At 41.7% G+C, this 15,869-nt stretch carries 15 protein-coding genes and 1 tRNA gene; 11 read left to right on the forward strand and 5 right to left on the reverse strand.

The annotated features are described in order from the left end of the window. Window positions 1-9: 9 nt before the first annotated feature. From JXA84_06910 to JXA84_06920, 3 genes are read left to right on the forward strand one after another with little or no spacing between them, the layout of a single operon-like run. Window positions 10-729 carry an ABC transporter ATP-binding protein gene (locus JXA84_06910; GenBank protein MBN1150931.1) on the forward strand — a complete coding sequence of 240 codons (720 nt, stop codon included), beginning with the start codon at window positions 10-12 and terminating at the stop codon, window positions 727-729. Then, window positions 726-2,384: a hypothetical protein gene (locus JXA84_06915; GenBank protein ID MBN1150932.1), complete on the forward strand. Its 1,659-nt coding sequence runs from the start codon at window positions 726-728 to the stop codon at window positions 2,382-2,384. Before JXA84_06910 ends, JXA84_06915 begins: the two co-directional genes overlap by 4 nt. Continuing rightward, window positions 2,381-3,022, forward strand: coding sequence for a YigZ family protein (locus JXA84_06920; protein ID MBN1150933.1), 642 nt, complete (start codon window positions 2,381-2,383; stop codon window positions 3,020-3,022). Before JXA84_06915 ends, JXA84_06920 begins: the two co-directional genes overlap by 4 nt. Here the strand turns inward: JXA84_06920 and JXA84_06925 are convergent. After that, window positions 3,015-3,497, reverse strand: a complete 483-nt coding sequence (locus tag JXA84_06925; GenBank protein MBN1150934.1) for a PaaI family thioesterase — start codon at window positions 3,495-3,497, stop codon at window positions 3,015-3,017. The genes JXA84_06920 and JXA84_06925 overlap by 8 nt on opposite strands. A 23-nt stretch (window positions 3,498-3,520) precedes the next feature. Between JXA84_06925 and JXA84_06930 the strand changes: the two genes are divergently transcribed. The 7 genes from JXA84_06930 to JXA84_06960 all read left to right on the forward strand — a co-directional run bounded on the left by JXA84_06930 (window position 3,521) and on the right by JXA84_06960 (window position 10,049). Then, complete coding sequence (locus tag JXA84_06930; protein MBN1150935.1) at window positions 3,521-4,012, forward strand: LptE family protein; 492 nt, start codon at window positions 3,521-3,523, stop codon at window positions 4,010-4,012. A 34-nt stretch (window positions 4,013-4,046) separates the two neighbouring features. Next, entirely contained in the window at window positions 4,047-4,343 is a 297-nt protein-coding gene (locus tag JXA84_06935; GenBank protein MBN1150936.1) for an HU family DNA-binding protein, read from the forward strand. A 123-nt stretch (window positions 4,344-4,466) separates the two neighbouring features. Beyond that, a tRNA-Arg gene (locus tag JXA84_06940) sits at window positions 4,467-4,540 on the forward strand. A gap of 7 nt (window positions 4,541-4,547) precedes the next feature. Beyond that, window positions 4,548-5,378: a polysaccharide deacetylase family protein gene (locus tag JXA84_06945; protein MBN1150937.1), complete on the forward strand. Its 831-nt coding sequence runs from the start codon at window positions 4,548-4,550 to the stop codon at window positions 5,376-5,378. Then, on the forward strand, window positions 5,375-6,742 hold the full coding sequence (locus tag JXA84_06950; GenBank protein ID MBN1150938.1) for a B12-binding domain-containing radical SAM protein: 1,368 nt from the start codon (window positions 5,375-5,377) through the stop codon (window positions 6,740-6,742). Before JXA84_06945 ends, JXA84_06950 begins: the two co-directional genes overlap by 4 nt. After that, window positions 6,743-8,674: a DUF2723 domain-containing protein gene (locus JXA84_06955; protein MBN1150939.1), complete on the forward strand. Its 1,932-nt coding sequence runs from the start codon at window positions 6,743-6,745 to the stop codon at window positions 8,672-8,674. Between the two features lie 67 nt (window positions 8,675-8,741). Beyond that, window positions 8,742-10,049: a HAMP domain-containing histidine kinase gene (locus JXA84_06960; protein MBN1150940.1), complete on the forward strand. Its 1,308-nt coding sequence runs from the start codon at window positions 8,742-8,744 to the stop codon at window positions 10,047-10,049. Here JXA84_06960 and JXA84_06965 read toward each other — a convergent pair. Next, complete coding sequence (locus tag JXA84_06965) at window positions 10,044-11,753, reverse strand: lamin tail domain-containing protein (GenBank protein ID MBN1150941.1); 1,710 nt, start codon at window positions 11,751-11,753, stop codon at window positions 10,044-10,046. The two genes, JXA84_06960 and JXA84_06965, sit on opposite strands and share 6 nt — an antisense overlap. Before the next feature lie 21 nt (window positions 11,754-11,774). On the opposite strand from JXA84_06965, the gene JXA84_06970 reads away from it, so the two are divergent. Next, on the forward strand, window positions 11,775-12,068 hold the full coding sequence (locus tag JXA84_06970) for a hypothetical protein (GenBank protein ID MBN1150942.1): 294 nt from the start codon (window positions 11,775-11,777) through the stop codon (window positions 12,066-12,068). A 13-nt stretch (window positions 12,069-12,081) separates the two neighbouring features. Here JXA84_06970 and lpdA read toward each other — a convergent pair whose 3' ends face one another. The 3 genes from lpdA to JXA84_06985 form a co-directional block, all read right to left on the reverse strand. Continuing rightward, window positions 12,082-13,440 (reverse strand): dihydrolipoyl dehydrogenase, encoded by a 1,359-nt coding sequence (gene lpdA, locus JXA84_06975; protein ID MBN1150943.1) that lies wholly within the window; start codon window positions 13,438-13,440, stop codon window positions 12,082-12,084. Continuing rightward, window positions 13,433-14,893, reverse strand: coding sequence for an apolipoprotein N-acyltransferase (gene lnt / locus JXA84_06980; protein MBN1150944.1), 1,461 nt, complete (start codon window positions 14,891-14,893; stop codon window positions 13,433-13,435). The genes lpdA and lnt overlap by 8 nt, the downstream gene beginning before the upstream one ends. A gap of 92 nt (window positions 14,894-14,985) precedes the next feature. Continuing rightward, window positions 14,986-15,720, reverse strand: a complete 735-nt coding sequence (locus JXA84_06985) for a L,D-transpeptidase (protein MBN1150945.1) — start codon at window positions 15,718-15,720, stop codon at window positions 14,986-14,988. Between the last annotated feature and the right edge of the window lie 149 nt (window positions 15,721-15,869).

The raw sequence follows: 15,869 nt of genomic DNA on the forward strand, positions 1-15,869 counted from the left end.
TATTTCTGGATGCTTGCAATTAAAAATCTCAAAAAATTATACGGAAAAACTCTCGCTTTGGACGGAATAGATCTTGAAATTCCTGAAGGCAATATTTTCGCTTTTATAGGACCCAACGGAGCAGGCAAGACGACGACAATTAAAATTCTGGCGACTCTTTTACTGCCGAGCGCCGGTGAAATCCACGTAAAGGGTATCGACCTCTTGAGAGAACCCAACAAAATAAAAAAAATAATCGGTTACATCCCCGACACGCCGTTTCTCTACGATAAATTGTCGGGTAGAGAATTTTTGCAATTTGTAGCGTCTCTTTTCTCGGTCGAAAGAAAAACTTTTAATATAAAATTCTCCGAATTAGACGAATACCTTTCTTTTGGAGAATGGATTGACGATCTTGTTGAAAGCTATTCTCATGGAATGAAACAGCGCGTGGCGATAGCATCTTCTTTGATACACGACCCTTATCTTCTTCTGATAGACGAACCAATGGTCGGACTAGATCCTCTTTCTGCAAAAAAAGTCAAAGACCTTTTTAAAGAATACGCTTCAAGAGGGAACATAATATTTCTTTCGACCCATACTCTCTCTCTGGCCGAAGACATAGCCGATATCGTGGGAGTGATCAACAAAGGCAGACTGATTCGCAAAGGATTTACTGAAGATTTAAAATCCAAAAAAGAATCGAATCTAGAAGAAATATTTCTAAAAATGATTGCCGAACAGACATGAGAAAACTACTGCTGTTAAAGCTCAAAATACTCAAAAGAGATACTTTGAGCTTTTCACTGCAGAATGCAATCAAACTATCGTCTTTTTTACTGGTCACAACGATATTCTATTTCGGCATATATTCACTTCTAGTGAAAATTTTCAGTTTTCTGTACGTCGAAGAGTATATCGGACCTGTTATCATCACAAGGCTGATAGCAATGACTTTTTCTTCTTTTTTCTTTTTTCTCATCATAAGCAACATTATAACTTCAATACCCACTTTTTTCAGAAACCCAGAGGTTGAATACCTTTTCACTTTGCCACTGGATCAAAAAAAAATATTTTTTTCTCGACTGGTGGAAAACATTATCTACGCTTCCTGGGCGAGTTTGATCATAGACATACCCATGATAACGGCGTACGGAACAATATACCAGGGATCAGTTAAATACTACTTTACGTCAATCGCGTCCCTTTTGTTTTTCCTTTTGACGACTTCTTCGCTGGGAATATTCATTATATTCTCAGTTTTACCGGCTTTTTTAAGTTTTTCAAGACTGAGGATCACATTTTGGATTTTGGCAGTTTTTTCCTTTATGGTGATGGTATATCTGTCTTTCAAATTCAACGTCCTCTTCAAAGTTCCAAACATAACCACAATGCAGGAAGTTCTTGATTATATAAAATCATTGGAACTTCCCGCTTTCCGTTTTTTGCCGTCAGAGTTCTTTGCCGAAGCCATGAAAACCGCTGTGAAACCCGGCTTTTCTTTTCTGAAACCGCTTTTGGCAATGTTGGCTTACTGCGCGGGAGGATTTCTTTTGCTTGGGGCGTCCTCGTTACGATATAGAAAACTTTTTTTGACCACACCAGCGGTTTTGAACAATTCCCAAAAAAGAAAAAAAAACTTTCCAATCATAAAAGGAAAGTTCTTCCGCACCGCGAGGATTCTCACTTTGAAAGACATGATTGTTTTTTTAAGAGAACCCACTCAATGGGGGCAAAGCCTTATACTGTTTCTTCTTCTCGCCATATATCTTTTGGGAATCATCAACTCTTCCTTCAACGTCAGGCATCCTGTTTTTATGACTTTTATATCTTTCGCGAACATTGCCTTCGTCTCGTACCTCATGGTCACAATTTCGGTGAGATTCACCTACCCGGCGATCAGCCTCGAAGGAAATTCATTCTGGTTGATGAGGACATACACCGATTTAAAAACATTCATAGCTACCAAGTTCATGATAAATTTAATCCCTGTTTTGTTGGTAGGGCTTTTTCTTGTCTCAATCGGAAATTTTTTCCTCCACACGGGTTTTTTGATTGCCTATATAGGAATCATAAACATTTTTCTTTTTTCCTGGGGGATCACCGGCATAAACATAGGAATAGGAGGGTTGGTTCCTAATTTTAAAGAGAAGAATCCGTCCAGGCTTTCCGCCGGAGCCGGAGGAATTATCTCCGCGGTGATAAGTCTTTTTTATCTCGTTTTTTCTCTTCTGATTATGAACCAATGGGCTTACGATTATTTCCGAAAAACATTTTTTTTCGGAGGAGAAGTGAATTTCAAATTGCTCGCCCTTTGTCAATTGACTGTAGCTCTGCTGACCTTTCTATTCGCCTTTCCGTTCCCCGTGCTAGCCCTGAAATCTTTGAAAAAGACGAATTTGTGAAAAATATTTGTTATGTGCCTTCAGATGAATTTTGGGGCGAACTTGTAGAAAAAAAAAGCAGGTTCATTTCCTCTCTCGCGCCCGTAAAGTCTATTGAAGACTGTAAAAAAATAATAGCTTCACGCAGATCTCGCTTTAAAAACGCCAAACATCATCCGTGGGCTTATATTTTAGAAGGGCAGAAAAAGTATTCCGACGACGGTGAACCGACAGGGACTTCAGGAAGACCAATATTGGCATGCCTTGAAAGGGAGTCCATATGCGGCGCTATAATAGTCGTCAGCAGAATTTTCGGCGGCATAAAACTTGGGGCATCGGGTCTTACAAGAGCTTACATCAAAGCCGCGAAACTGTCTCTTGAAGCGGCGTTATTCAAAAAACTCGTTGAAATGGCAGACATTGAAGTGACATGCGAATACGGTACGTATGAAAGTTTTAAAACAGCCTTAAAATCTCTGAAAATTTTTTACCTTGATGAGAGTTTTACCGAAAAGGTTTTGATCCATTTCTCTATAGAAAAAAAAGACGAAGGATGCCTGGAGGAAATCATCCTGAAATTCGATTCTGTATTCTGTTTGAAAATCGGGGAGAGGAAAACCTATATCGATGATTTTAGTAGAATACCGTCATCTATTTGAAATACTCAGACAGAGGTCCTTTCTCAACGTCGATATCAGCGGATTTTGAAAATTTTTTCTTTTCCGGAATAAAATAGATACCGTTGGCAAAACAGTATACCTTTTCCTGTGTATCTTCAATCGAAGCTTCACAGAATATCGACCTCCTTTTCACCTCCAGAACTTTCCCCCGTGCCTTATATTCTCTGTCAAGCTTCAGAGGAAGCCTGTATTTGATTTCCAGGGACATCGTAACTGTCATGATTTGAGTTTTTGCAAAACAAGCCCAGAACATAATCTCGTCAAGAACTGTTCCAGCTATTCCTCCGTGTAGCATTCCGGGAAAACCCTCGAACTGTCGTTTGGTTTTGAATGATGTCGTCACTTCGTCTTTTCCTTCAAAGAATTCGAGTTGCAGACCATGCTCATTGTGAGGAGAACACGCGAAGCAATAATAATTGTTTAAGCTTAAAAATGGATTCTTTACTTTTCCCATATATCAAATAATAATAAATGATAATGAAAGTATTGTCAAAAAATGTCATAGTGTCAGTTTTAGTTCTTTCCGGTTGTGTGGCTTATTCTTTTCATGGAGGATCTTTCCCCCAGAAAGCCGAAACAATTTCTATTCCGGTCGCCGATAATTCTTCCGGAATGTACGGTCTGGAACAAGACTTCACCCAAAACGTCAGAAATACATTCATAAAAGACGCGAGGTTGCGCCTGTCTGATTCCAAGGATACCGATCTAACTCTTTTGTTGAGAGTGACTGCATATTCCAACGAAGTGTTTTCGTACACTTCGGACGAGCAAATTGAACAGTACCAAGTTTCCATATCGGTCATCGTGACATACATAAACAACATTGAGAATGACACGATATGGAAGGACAAAGTAATTATTGCTCAGGGCATTTATTCAGCTTATAATCAGACTGAAGATGACGGTAGGAATTTGGCTTACGATGATTTTTCGAAAAACCTTGTTTCTTTGATGACAGAAAACTGGTAAACTTCGCGGAATGTTTTGATGCAAAGGAGTCAAAATGAGAGAAACAACAAAGACTAAAATGGATCTAATCAACGAAGTGGCTGAATCCACTGGTTTTCCAAAAAAAGATACGAGCATTATTGTCAATGCCTTTATAGACGCACTTGTAGGAACGATTGCCAGACACGAAAGAGTTGAGATCAGAGGTTTTGGAGTATTCAAAGTTAAAAGCAGAAAAGGGAGAAGCGCGATCAATCCCAGAACAAAACAGATGATGAATATCCCCGACCACTCAGCCCCTACTTTCAAACCCGCGAGATTTATAAAGGAATCTGTTAAAAAAGATCAATAGGAGGAACCTTGCCCTGCGGAAGAAAAAGAAAATTGCAGAAAATCCGTACTCATAAACTCAAGAAAAAACGTAGACTGAACAGACACAAAAAGAAAATCAGATAAAAAATAGCTGAAAAGATTCGTGCCCGTGGCTCAATCGGATAGAGCAGCGGATTCCGGATCCGCAGGTTGAAGGTTCAAGTCCTTTCGGGCACGCATTGATATGCGCCAGAAAACTTGCGGTCTCAGAGTTGACATAGACACTAAAAGAGGAAACTGTTCGGGTGTTCCGGCAATACTTAGAATACTCGCACAAAGGGACGTAAAAGCTTCTTTTTTTATAACCACCGGACCGGATGATTTCATTTTCAGCTTAAATAGAATTTACAGAGAAAAAGGATTTCTATCGAAATTATTCTCCTTGAGGGAATCTTATTTCCATCTGGTTTCCACGGATTTGTTTTGCAACAGAAAAAAAACTATTGAGCTGATATTGTCCGAAGGACATGAAGTTGGGGTTCACGGATATTCACATTTTAAATGGATAGCTCTTTTCCGGCCCGAGCTTTCGGAATTATTTTTTGAATACTTAAAAAAAAGCATGCAGGAATTTTTCAAATTCGCAGATTATTATCCTTCATTTTCAGGAGCTCCTGGCTGGAAGACTTCCGAAGGTTTGCTGCTTTTGCAGGATTCAATCAATTTCGATTGGGCTAGCGACGTGAGGTCCAGATCACCTTTCACTCCGGTTTCTTACAGAGCAAACAGCATCAAGACAATTCAGATACCCGTCACCCTACCGACGCTCGATGAAATCCTGATCTCAAAAAATCCACTCAAAGAAGTTTTCGACAACGGAGATATTTATTGCGCCCACGCCGAACTCGAAGGCATAAAATACAAATATTTTTTGGAACGAATTCTAGACAAGAACAAAGAAAAGGGAGTAATTTTCAAGCCTTTGAGTTATTTCAAGAAAAGAGGATCAAAAGCATACAGGAAAGTCAAATACGGTTTTTTACCCGGCAGAACAAATCCGGTGGCTCTCGCGTGAAAAGAAAGATTCTTCTTCTCGCGCCGGCGCAAAAACAACTCTACTCTGGAAAAATTCCATATCCGCCTCTTGGACTTTTGTGCCTTTCTTCGGTTTTGGAGAGCAACGGCTTTGAAACAGAACTCGTTCAAGAAGATTTATTTTCAAAAAATAATTTACTGCAGAAACTCAATCAAAAAGACGTGCTGTCCGTATTCGCAACATCAACTACAGCTCTTTTTCCAAGAATACAAAAAATTGCCAGCGAGTTAAAAATAAATCAAGGTCCTCCTGTCATGCTCGGCGGACCTCACGCCACTTCATACGGCAAAGATTCTCTCACAGAAGGCATAGTAGCCGCGGTTCAAGGAGAAGGCGAGACGACTGCAGTAAACCTCGCGTTCAAACTCTATGAAAATTCAGACATATCAGGCTTGAAAGGCGTCGTTACAAGAGAAAAATCGAACCCTTTACCCGATTTCATAAATGATCTGGACACCTTGCCTTTTCCGAATTACGGAAAGGTAAAAGACTGGAAAGTATTCAAACCGCCAGAGTCTAAATCTTCTCCAGCTATCCCGGTCTCCTTCAGCAGAGGGTGCACAGGCAACTGTGTTTTCTGCTCGACCCCGAGCGTATGGGGGAAAAAAGTTAGAAGGATGACAACCGATAGAGCTCTCGAACTGATTGAATACGCCGTTTCAGAATACAAAGCTAAAGAAATTCACATCACCGACGATGATTTTTCGGGTGACAGAGACTGGACAGAAGATTTCCTGTTCATGTTGAGAAAAAAAAAACTTCCGGTTTCTTTTTTTTTCATGAACGGAATCAGACCTTCCAATATCGACAGAGATCTTCTCAGGCAGCTAAAGCACTCGAATTTTCTAAACGCCGGTTACGGAATAGAAACCTCTGACAAAGAAATTTTCAGTAAAATCGGCAAATCTGTCAGCATAAAAAAATACGAAGAGGCGATAAAATTATCCTCTGAAGAGGGTTTGACCACATGGGTTTTCTATATATTCGGACTACCCGGAGAGACGAGAGAGACCGTTGAAAAAGACGTCCTTCACGCGATTTCATCTAAAGCTCATTTCGCAAAATTTTTCATTCTCCAACCATACAAAGGCACAAGGATTCACAGGATTTATTCGAAAATGAAAATAATCGGGAGAGGACCCCAGAAAGGTCTTTACGAAAGCGCTGGTCTTCAACTGCCTGGATTTTCTCCGGGTGAAATGGAAAAAATGCTAAAAAAAGCCTATTTGAAATTTTACTCCAACCCCGCGACGATTTTTAGAATTCTCAAAGTCTCGAGAAATTTCAGCGCGGGTTCATTTTTTTCCGATTTCAAATTTGTCTTGAAAATGATGAGAGGCTAAATGAAGCATGCATTTTTCATCGTTCCTTTGATTGTTTTTGCCCTGTCGTTTTCAGCCTATTATTTTTTTTCATGCCCCGGTCTTTTTTGGGAGGACTCTTCATTGATGGACGCAGTAGCCAGGACGCTCTCAATAACACATTCTCCCGGGCATCCAGCTTATTCTTTGATGTCCAGATTCATTGTGATTCTATTAAACCCATTTGTATCTCAGTCCAGAGCGGTTGTGATCGCGAGCGCCTTCTACTCGTCTTTGTCTCTTTTCTTTTTTTCTTATGCTCTCATCCGCATGGGCAGATCTCTTATTATGAGCGTTATTTCTCCGCTTCTCTTCGGGTTTTCAGCGCCTGTGTTCCATTATTCGACTGTCTCCGAGACATACTGTCTTCTTGTTGCCGGTCTTTCGTTATTCCCTCTCGCCTTCTCGAAAAAAAGGGATTTCGCCCTTTATTCTTACTTCCTCGGTTTTTTGTCGGGTGGGAGCATACTTCTCGCGGTTGTTTACCCCGTTGCAGTGTTGTTCTTTTATTTAAAAGAAAAAAATTTACGTTTTGTATTTTCGACCGCACCGCTTTTCATTCTCGGTCTTTCGGTGTATTTCTTTCTTTTTTTCAGAGGACAAGCTTCTCCTCCAGTAAACTGGGGAGCCCCGGGTAAATTTGGAAATTTTTTGGACATGCTCGCCATGAAAGAATTCCGCGGAGATTTTTTTTCCGGTTTTTTGTCCCAGTCAAATCCGGTGCAATCTCTTTTTCAATTGTTCAAATCAATTGTGCTGAATTATTCGGTAATCGGATCTATTCTTTTCGTTCCCTCCTTCATAGCCCTCTACCGCAAACACGGTCCGTTATCTCTCTGTGTCCCAGTGATTTTTCTCTTTTATCTTGTCTTCTCTCTAAAAGCCGGAAGGGGACCCGATTTTGAAGCTTACACGATACCTCTGTATTTTTTTGCCGCTTTCACAGCGTCTTTTGCGCCCATAGAAGGAAAATATGGAAAACTCTCTCTCGCAATACTTATATCTTCGGTTTTTGTCTCCTTTTTTCTAAACCATCCACATATGCTCAGAAGGCATTCTGAGGGGGCGCGGTTATACGCAGATCATCTCGCTGAGGAGATCCCCCAAAACTCGGTAGTTTTCTGTGAAAACACAAACGAATATTTTCTTCTTTTAGACATGCAGGCTGCTGAGGGCAGAAGAACCGACCTCACTCTTGTGTATCCCGATTTGTTGGATGAACGCTGGTATCAAAGCTCTTTGGGAAAACTATTCTTCTTTCTCAAAAAACCGGAAGATCTTAAAAACTACTGTTTGCAAAATTCCATGCCGCTTGTCTTGATACCTTCTTCAAAAACCAAATCTTTTCCTGCGTATTTCACACCGAAAAATTCGTATTTTCTTTTCAACGGAAATGACACCTTTTCACAAACGGCACAAAGGATTATTTTCGATCCTGAGCCGTATTCCCAAAATCATCAAAGGGTTTTATGGGAAAACCAGATGCACTATTTTTATTCTAATGGAAAAATTTCAGACCTATTGACGGTTCTCGATTCACTGAACGAAAATTTCGATTTTTGGCAATACAGGTTTAACAGAGCACAGGTCAGACTGGACCTCTACAAAACGGAAGTATCCCCGCAACAGAGTCAATTGATTATGGAAGATCTCGAAAATGCCCTCAAGTTGGGAGCGGAAAAAAACATGGTATTTTTCAATTTTTCAAGGGTTTTCGCTTCGCAGGGAAAATTCTCAGAAGCTCTCTCATACGCTTCCAAAATGAATGAATCGCCTGAAAAATCTGAAATCACGGTTCTCATACACCTATCGGCGGGAGACCTCGAAAGCGCGAAAACTGAATTGAGAGAAGCTTTACTGAAATGGCCCGGGGATATAAAGCTGAGAGACCTGAAAATGCTCATCGGAGAATAGAAGACTTGATGATACATCCCGGTGGACTTTCGTTGTATAATCTTTTTGACTTAAAATTCGCTCGATAATGGAAAAAATCAAAAAAATATTGAAATCCTCCTTCAGGTCGCTGAGCAATTTCAATCTTTTCGACCTAAGGCATCCCTGGCTGAAATTCGTGCTTTTAATAACTCTGCTGACGATAACCGGAGTAGGCATTTTATCATATATCATGACTCAAAAACTGATCAGCGACATCAAAAAATCCGAAAAACTTGTAGCTCAAGGCTACGCGTCTTTGATGACTTTTTTCACCACCCAAGTAGCTCAGGATCCCACAAACGAGAAAATATTCCTCGAGGGAAAAAGAATCATCGCTTCAATACCCATCCCTGTCATAATAACTGAACCCAACGGAAAGCCGAGGGCGTGGAGAAACATAGGAATCGATCCCGACGCAGTCACCAGTGAAGAAATCGACACTACAGACTTAGAATCCATGGACAACGTCCATCTGCTGAAAATCGTTGAAGAATACAAAAAAATGGACGAAGTCAACGACCCCATACCTATCTATGTAGAAGTAGGAGAAGTTCGCCTGACAGCGGCTTATCTGCATTACGGCAACCTTCCTTTTTTAAAAACAATTAACCTCCTGCCTCTGGTTCAGACTGTGCTTTTAATCGCTCTTCTGTTCACCCTTCTCATCTCCTTGAGAATAGCCAGAAGTTGGGAGAGGGACAACATCTGGATGATAATGGCAAAAGAGACAGCTCATCAACTCGCCACACCTCTATCTTCGATAATGGGCTGGACTGAATTTTTTAAAACGGATCCCTCAACCGTAGAAGAAGGGCTCGACAGCATTGAGAGAGATTTGACCAGAATGAACAACATCATTAAAAGGTTCAGCCGTATAGGAACTTCACCGACTATGACATACATCGACTTAGATGAAATAGCCAGAAACGCGGTGGAGTATTTTTCGAGCAGACTCCCGACTTTGGGAAAAGGAATCAAATTAAAATACCAGTCAACCGGAAAATGCTCTGTCGTGGGCGATGCCGAACTTCTATCATGGGTTGTCGAAAACCTGATAAAAAACTCTCTCGACGCTATGAATAAAGATCAGGGACACATATCCATAAATCTCGAAAAAGACGAAAAGAAAAAAAAGGCACTTCTCCGGATCAAGGACAACGGCAAAGGGATGACTAAAAAACAATCGTCTAAAGTCTTCGACCTCGGATACACTTCAAAGAAATTCGGGTGGGGTATGGGTCTCACCCTTTCCAAGAGGATCATCGAAAATATTCACGAAGGGAGAATATACATCGAGAGTTCCAAAGTGGATCAAGGGACCGTCTTCGCCGTCGAACTCAAAACATCTTCATAGCTTCTCGGCGAGGACCACTGTCAGCTTTCTCGAAAATGAATTACCTTCTATCAAGTCGGATGAAATAAAAATCAAATAAATTCCGGGAGGCGATATTTGCCCGTTTTTGTCTCTACCATCCCATATAAAGTATTGTTCCAACCCGGGTTCAAAACTCTCGAATTCCCTCAGCACAAAACCTCTTATATCGTATATTTTGACTTTTATCCTCTCTGGATAAGTTCCGAGTGAAATCCCTATGACGCAAGTTTCGTCAAAACCGTCTCCGTCCGGTGAAAACGGATTAGGGCTGACTGATGCATTTCCTGTTATTTGCGGCAGTATGGATTGAACCGAATTGACCTCACCGGGCGTAGAGCGCTCTGGAGAGACGCATTTAAGCCAATTTGACTGTTGCGAAGAACTTACATCGTCACAGACCCTCTCAAGGCTGAAACCGTTTTCCCACGAGGAAAATGCATACAAAAGATTGTCGATGACTGTCCCGTAAAAGTCCTCTATACTGAGCGAATCCTCCGAGTTTCCGAGAGTAGGCCAATTATCAAGCTGTAGGAGTTCTCCGTCAAACGATCCGTGCTCGGATCTGAATGCGGCTGAATCTTCACAGAGGACAACAAAGGATTTAGCGGATGCTGATATCTGGGCTGACGTTGTCTCGGTGCCGCTGAAAATTCTGACTTCTAAAGAGCAATAATCGTATGACCTGTTTCTGATTTCAAACCATTCCCCTGACACATCCGGAGCGAACATCAACTCTGACAATACTATCTGACCCGGTAATTCGCCGAATCTAACCAGTCTCGAAGCAGAGGCTTCAAGGGCTTTAACCCAGAAATTATACAGTCCCGGGGGGGCAGGATTCCATACGCTTGAAAGGGAGTCATGTTCCCCGGGATGAAGAGACTCGACGTAAAAATATTCAAAAACAGGGTTCAAACTATCTTGTCCGCTTAAACGTTCAGTTGAAAGACCTCTCAGTAAAAAATTTCCCAAAGTCTCAGGACCAAAATTTTCAAAAACCACCGAAACAGTGCAGGCTTCTCCCGGTTTGGCTTCTGAAAATTTCATCTGAGAGGGATCGATTCCCAGATTTCCGCAAAGCACACTGTTGTCCATGCCAGGCGTGCATGAATCTTTGGATGGAAACCAGTTTTTTTCCAAATCTTCAAGGTAGGGATTCAAACGTTCAACGGAAATTCCGTCTCCCGGGTCAAAAGGAATTGAATCCATGGAATCCATCGGTGTGCCGTAGGAAGATATCGTATTTTGAAAACTGTCTAGAAGTATCAGAGGATCCGTCGTAGACAAGCCGTTTCCCAGTGTTGTGTTTCCGACAGTTACAATCAAAGAGCTGTCTCCAAATGTATAGGGCTGGTAAAAATCTCCTGAGTCCACGTATTCAGGGTCGAGCACCACTGCGTATTGTCCCGGTAAAAGAACGGTAGTACGCCATAGAACATTCTGGGCTAGCAGACGGTCGTCCGTCCAAGCGATTATGACGTCAGTCTGGTCTCCGTCTGTTACGAATAACCCCGACAGATCTACAGGAAATCTGGATAAGTTCAACAGTTCGAAAAATTCATTCCTGTCCCCGGGAGATCCCGCTCCCGACTCGCTTCCTTTTGGGTTAGCCCCAACTTCGTTGATGACAATATCTTCGGCATAAGAATAACCACTGCACAATATATTGACAAAAACCGCCAATATAAGTATAATTAAATTGTTATGAGTACTAAAACCGAAATCAACTCGAAGAAATGGATGAAAGCTCTTGAGGACCTTCATGAAATTGCAGTTAAACTCGGCGTTGAAGTTATATACGATAGGATAAGCGGTGAAGGCGGTTTCTGCAGAGTTCACGAAAAACCAGTCATAGTTCTCAACCGAATTTACAGCACCCAAGCTATTGTCCGTATCTTTATCCAAAACCTCAGCGCTCATTATTCTCTCGAGGAAGTCTACCTATCTCCATTTCTAAGAAACCTCGTGGAAAAAAGGCAAATTTCTCACGCCAGTTGACATAATCCTCTGTCTATTTATGTAGAGATTCTCCCAGTGCTGCTCTCGCAGCTTCTGGGATTATCTCGCACAGTGAAGGGTGAATGTGGACGGTATCGACTAAGTTTTCGAGTTTCAAACCCATTTTTACAGCCAACGAAACTTCCCCAAGCAACAAGTCCGCATTTGCACCGACGATTTGTCCTCCTATAATCACATGGTCGTTTTTCCTCGCGACTAGTCTCGCCCAGCCCTCTATCGTCCCGGATGCCACTGCTTTTCCGTTGGCTGAAAACGGAAATTCACCCCATACTGATTCAACGCCATTTTCAGCCGCTGTAGTCGGGTTAAAACCGATATTTGCAATTTCCGGTTCAGAGAAAACACAGGCGGGAATGTATTCGAGCTGCTTTTTCAACGTCCCACCTGTCAAATACGAAACAGCGACTTCAGCTTCGTGGGATGCTTTATGAGCCAAGTAAGGCTCACCGGCGACATCGCCAACCGCCAGAATTCCTTCAACAGAAGTTCTGCAATAATCGTCAGTTATCAAATGACCCCTCGAATCCTTTTTTAAAATATTTCCGTCAGCTATTGAAGAATTGGGTTTTCTGCCGGTTGATACAAGAATCTTTTCGGTCTCGAATTCCTCACCGCTTTTCAGACGGCTTAGAACATTTCCGTTTTTCTTCTCACAATTTTCAAAAATTTTTCCGGTCAAGACATTCACCTTCTTCTTTTTAAGAGATTCTGCTAAAACCATTGATGCTTTCTGATCTTTAAGCTGAGGTAAAAGAGTTTCAAACATTTCAACTATGACTACAGACACGCCTATCGAAGCCCAATAAGTCGCCAACTCAACTCCGATAACTCCCCCGCCTAGGACTAGCACGCTCGAAGGCGCTTTATGAGAAGTAACAGCATAGTCAGAACTGATAATATTCTCTCCGTCAAATCTTGCAACGGGTATGTCCGACGCAACCGAACCTGTTGCCATAATGATATTTTTCGATTCCAGGATGCCATCTTGAAATACGACCTTCCCTTTTTCTATGGAAAGAGCTTCTTTTTGAAATACTTCAACACCTCTTTGTTTCAAAAGGTTTTCCACTCCCTTTACAAGTTTGGCAACGCTCAACGACCTGTGCTTGTCAGCGGCGTTTTCATCGAAACCGAGTTTTTCGGCTAAAAGGCCGTATCTCTTTCCAGATTTAGAGAGGGTCAAAAGCGAAGAAGAAAACAGCATGGCTTTTGTCGGAATACATCCCATATTCAGGCAGACGCCTCCTACCTTATTTTTCTCTACCAGGGCGGTTTTCAACCCTTTTCGTACTCCTTCAAGGGCGGCGACATAACCTCCGGGGCCTCCGCCTATTACTGTCAGGTCAAACATCCTGTCTCCTTTTTTTCGCTTTTAATAGTATGACGGAAATAGAGGCAAACACGGACAAAACAGCCAATATTTCTTTCATGTAATGCGTGTAAAAACTTTTTGAAGGCATAGTTCCTATTGTACCATAAATATACCCGGGCATATCTGCGCCTGTGTTTTCGACAACTCTTCCAAAAGGGTCAACCAGATATGAGACTCCCGTATTTGCGCATCTTATTCCCCAGACATTGTTTTCTACAACTCTTAGGATAAAAATATCGGCATGCTGAACCGGACCTGCAGATCTGCCAAACCACTGATCGTCTGTTAAATTGACAACAACCCCGGCTCCGCTTTCGACAAGACCTCTGTAATATTGTGTAAAAGCGGACTCATAACAAATGCCTACTCCGATTTTCATTCCCTTGGTTTCAGGGAGCGATTCGTTTTTACCCGGAAGGTAGTCGCTTTGCCCCAAATCTACAGAAGTCAGAAACGGCATGACATCGTCAAAAGGCAAATGTTCCCCGAAAGGTACAAGGTATATTTTATCGTGCCTCGCCGCCAAAACGCCTTCATCATCTATCAAAAAAACCGAATTAGTGGGTCTGTAGGCATCTTTGAAAACAGTTATGTCCTGAGCCCCTACCAAAATCGAAGTATTATGAGCTCTGGCAAAATCCGAAAGGATTTCCGATCTGGGGTCGTAATCTTCAAAAAGTGATTTAACAGGCCAAGGCCAGCTAGTCTCAGGCAAGACCAACACGTCGATTCTCTGTTTTTCAACAGCTTTCGACAAAAAATCGAGGATGATTTCCGCTCTTCTCTCCCTTGAAATCTCATCTTCACTTCCTTTGAGATCCTGCGAAATATTGGGTTGAACCACCGCGATTCGGCGGAGATTTTGAAAGGAAGTCCTTCGAGAAAGTCGAATTGTTCCGAATAAAACGTTCGCGAGCAGAATAGCGAGCAGAACCAGAAAAGAATATTTCTTTTTCTTCAGAACCATTGCCAAAGACGAGTTGACGGCGGTTATCCAAATGCCCAGCAGGTATATACCCCCTATTGAGGTTATCTGTATGAGTAGAGGCAGCCCTGCGAGAGAATATCCGCTCATACCCCAGGGAAAACCTACTTGTGAACTTCTCGAACGTATGTATTCAAGAGCTGTCCAGAGCAACGATGAAAAGACAATAAAAAAAAGAGGATTCTTTATTTTAGAGATAAAATACGCGTAGATGCCAAAGTATAATGACAAATAAACGCACATCAGAATGTACCCAGCAAATAGAAGAAGTTTTAAATGACCGTTTATCGGCAGTCTGGTTATCCAAAATAGATGCAGAGAAAAGAAAACAAAACCTGCTGTCAAGCCTTTGGAAAAAGATTTTTTTTCACGACCATAAAGGGATAAAAGCAGAGGTACTTGGGCGGCGAGTATTAGAAGCCGAAGCGATGCCGGCGGAAAACTCAAAAACATCATGAAGCCCGAAAGAGCTGGAAAAACATAACCTCTCGCAGTCTTGAAAAAGGCTTTTATAGCTTTCTCCGATCGGTTAATTCAGGTCAAAATATGAAAACCGAAGCTCCCACAGGAATCAGACTGTCGACGATTTCGAGGTCTTCTTCCTTGAGCCTTATACAACCGTGAGAGTATACTCCTCTGCCTATTTGACCTTTGTGTATCAGTATTCCTTCTCCGAGATTCAACGCATAATTGCCAAGAGCTCCCGGTACTTCTCTCACCCGCAGTTTGTCTTCCTCAGGAAGGCTGTCGTAAAAGGCGATAGACTGATTGAAATCGAGGGAATCGGGAATCACTATCCATTCAGTATCGCTGGGGATTTCAAGACCTTGTTCCCGCCAGAACCAATTAGGCCTTATCCAGTATGGTTCTGTTTTTTTTGCCAGCACTCTTCTTTCACCTGTTGGAGTTTGAAAGTTGAACTGCTCCCCCGCTCTCAAGACTTCTCCTACACCAGTAGCGCAAGATCCTTCCCATATAGTTTTATCGCGCTTTTTTACCCAAAAATGCTGACGTCTGAGGCTGATCAACATGTAGTATTCGTCTGTTTTGAGCGTCTGGTTTTCAAAGGCGAATTTTTCGACGAGATATTCGAGGTTTGAAGACGAATTGACGAGATTGGATATCACTATGTTCAGACTATCCCTTTTGTTTTCAAAATAGGTCGCCTTTTCCCCTAAATGAGATGTTTTTCTGTACTGAAAATAAAAAAACACCCCTTCAACCAGGATCAACAGAGACAAAACCGCAATCACAATATTTTTTTTGTTTTTCATACGGTCTATTTTATTGAATAATCCATTAAAGTCAACTTGCTAAAAAACCTTTCAGATCATATAATTTGCATTTATTGAACAGGAGCTTTCAATGGTATCGAAAATTTTCAAAAAACACTGTGTTTTAAGGGCATGACAGGTCTTTTGAC

The organism is candidate division WOR-3 bacterium (assembly GCA_016926475.1).
GTDB lineage: Bacteria > SDB-A > SDB-A > SDB-A > SDB-A > JAFGIG01.

What these genes read in the sequence shown, in the direction of transcription:
- JXA84_06910 (MBN1150931.1), top strand. Translation starts at nt 10, where the DNA reads ATGCTTGCAATTAAAAATCTCAAAAAATTATACGGAAAAACTCTCGCT.
- JXA84_06915 (MBN1150932.1), top strand. Translation starts at nt 726, where the DNA reads ATGAGAAAACTACTGCTGTTAAAGCTCAAAATACTCAAAAGAGATACT.
- JXA84_06925 (MBN1150934.1), bottom strand. Translation starts at nt 3,497, where the DNA reads ATGGGAAAAGTAAAGAATCCATTTTTAAGCTTAAACAATTATTATTGC.
- JXA84_06930 (MBN1150935.1), top strand. Translation starts at nt 3,521, where the DNA reads ATGAAAGTATTGTCAAAAAATGTCATAGTGTCAGTTTTAGTTCTTTCC.
- JXA84_06935 (MBN1150936.1), top strand. Translation starts at nt 4,047, where the DNA reads ATGAGAGAAACAACAAAGACTAAAATGGATCTAATCAACGAAGTGGCT.
- JXA84_06945 (MBN1150937.1), top strand. Translation starts at nt 4,548, where the DNA reads ATGCGCCAGAAAACTTGCGGTCTCAGAGTTGACATAGACACTAAAAGA.
- JXA84_06955 (MBN1150939.1), top strand. Translation starts at nt 6,743, where the DNA reads ATGAAGCATGCATTTTTCATCGTTCCTTTGATTGTTTTTGCCCTGTCG.
- JXA84_06960 (MBN1150940.1), top strand. Translation starts at nt 8,742, where the DNA reads ATGGAAAAAATCAAAAAAATATTGAAATCCTCCTTCAGGTCGCTGAGC.
- JXA84_06970 (MBN1150942.1), top strand. Translation starts at nt 11,775, where the DNA reads ATGAGTACTAAAACCGAAATCAACTCGAAGAAATGGATGAAAGCTCTT.
- lpdA (MBN1150943.1), bottom strand. Translation starts at nt 13,440, where the DNA reads ATGTTTGACCTGACAGTAATAGGCGGAGGCCCCGGAGGTTATGTCGCC.
- JXA84_06985 (MBN1150945.1), bottom strand. Translation starts at nt 15,720, where the DNA reads ATGAAAAACAAAAAAAATATTGTGATTGCGGTTTTGTCTCTGTTGATC.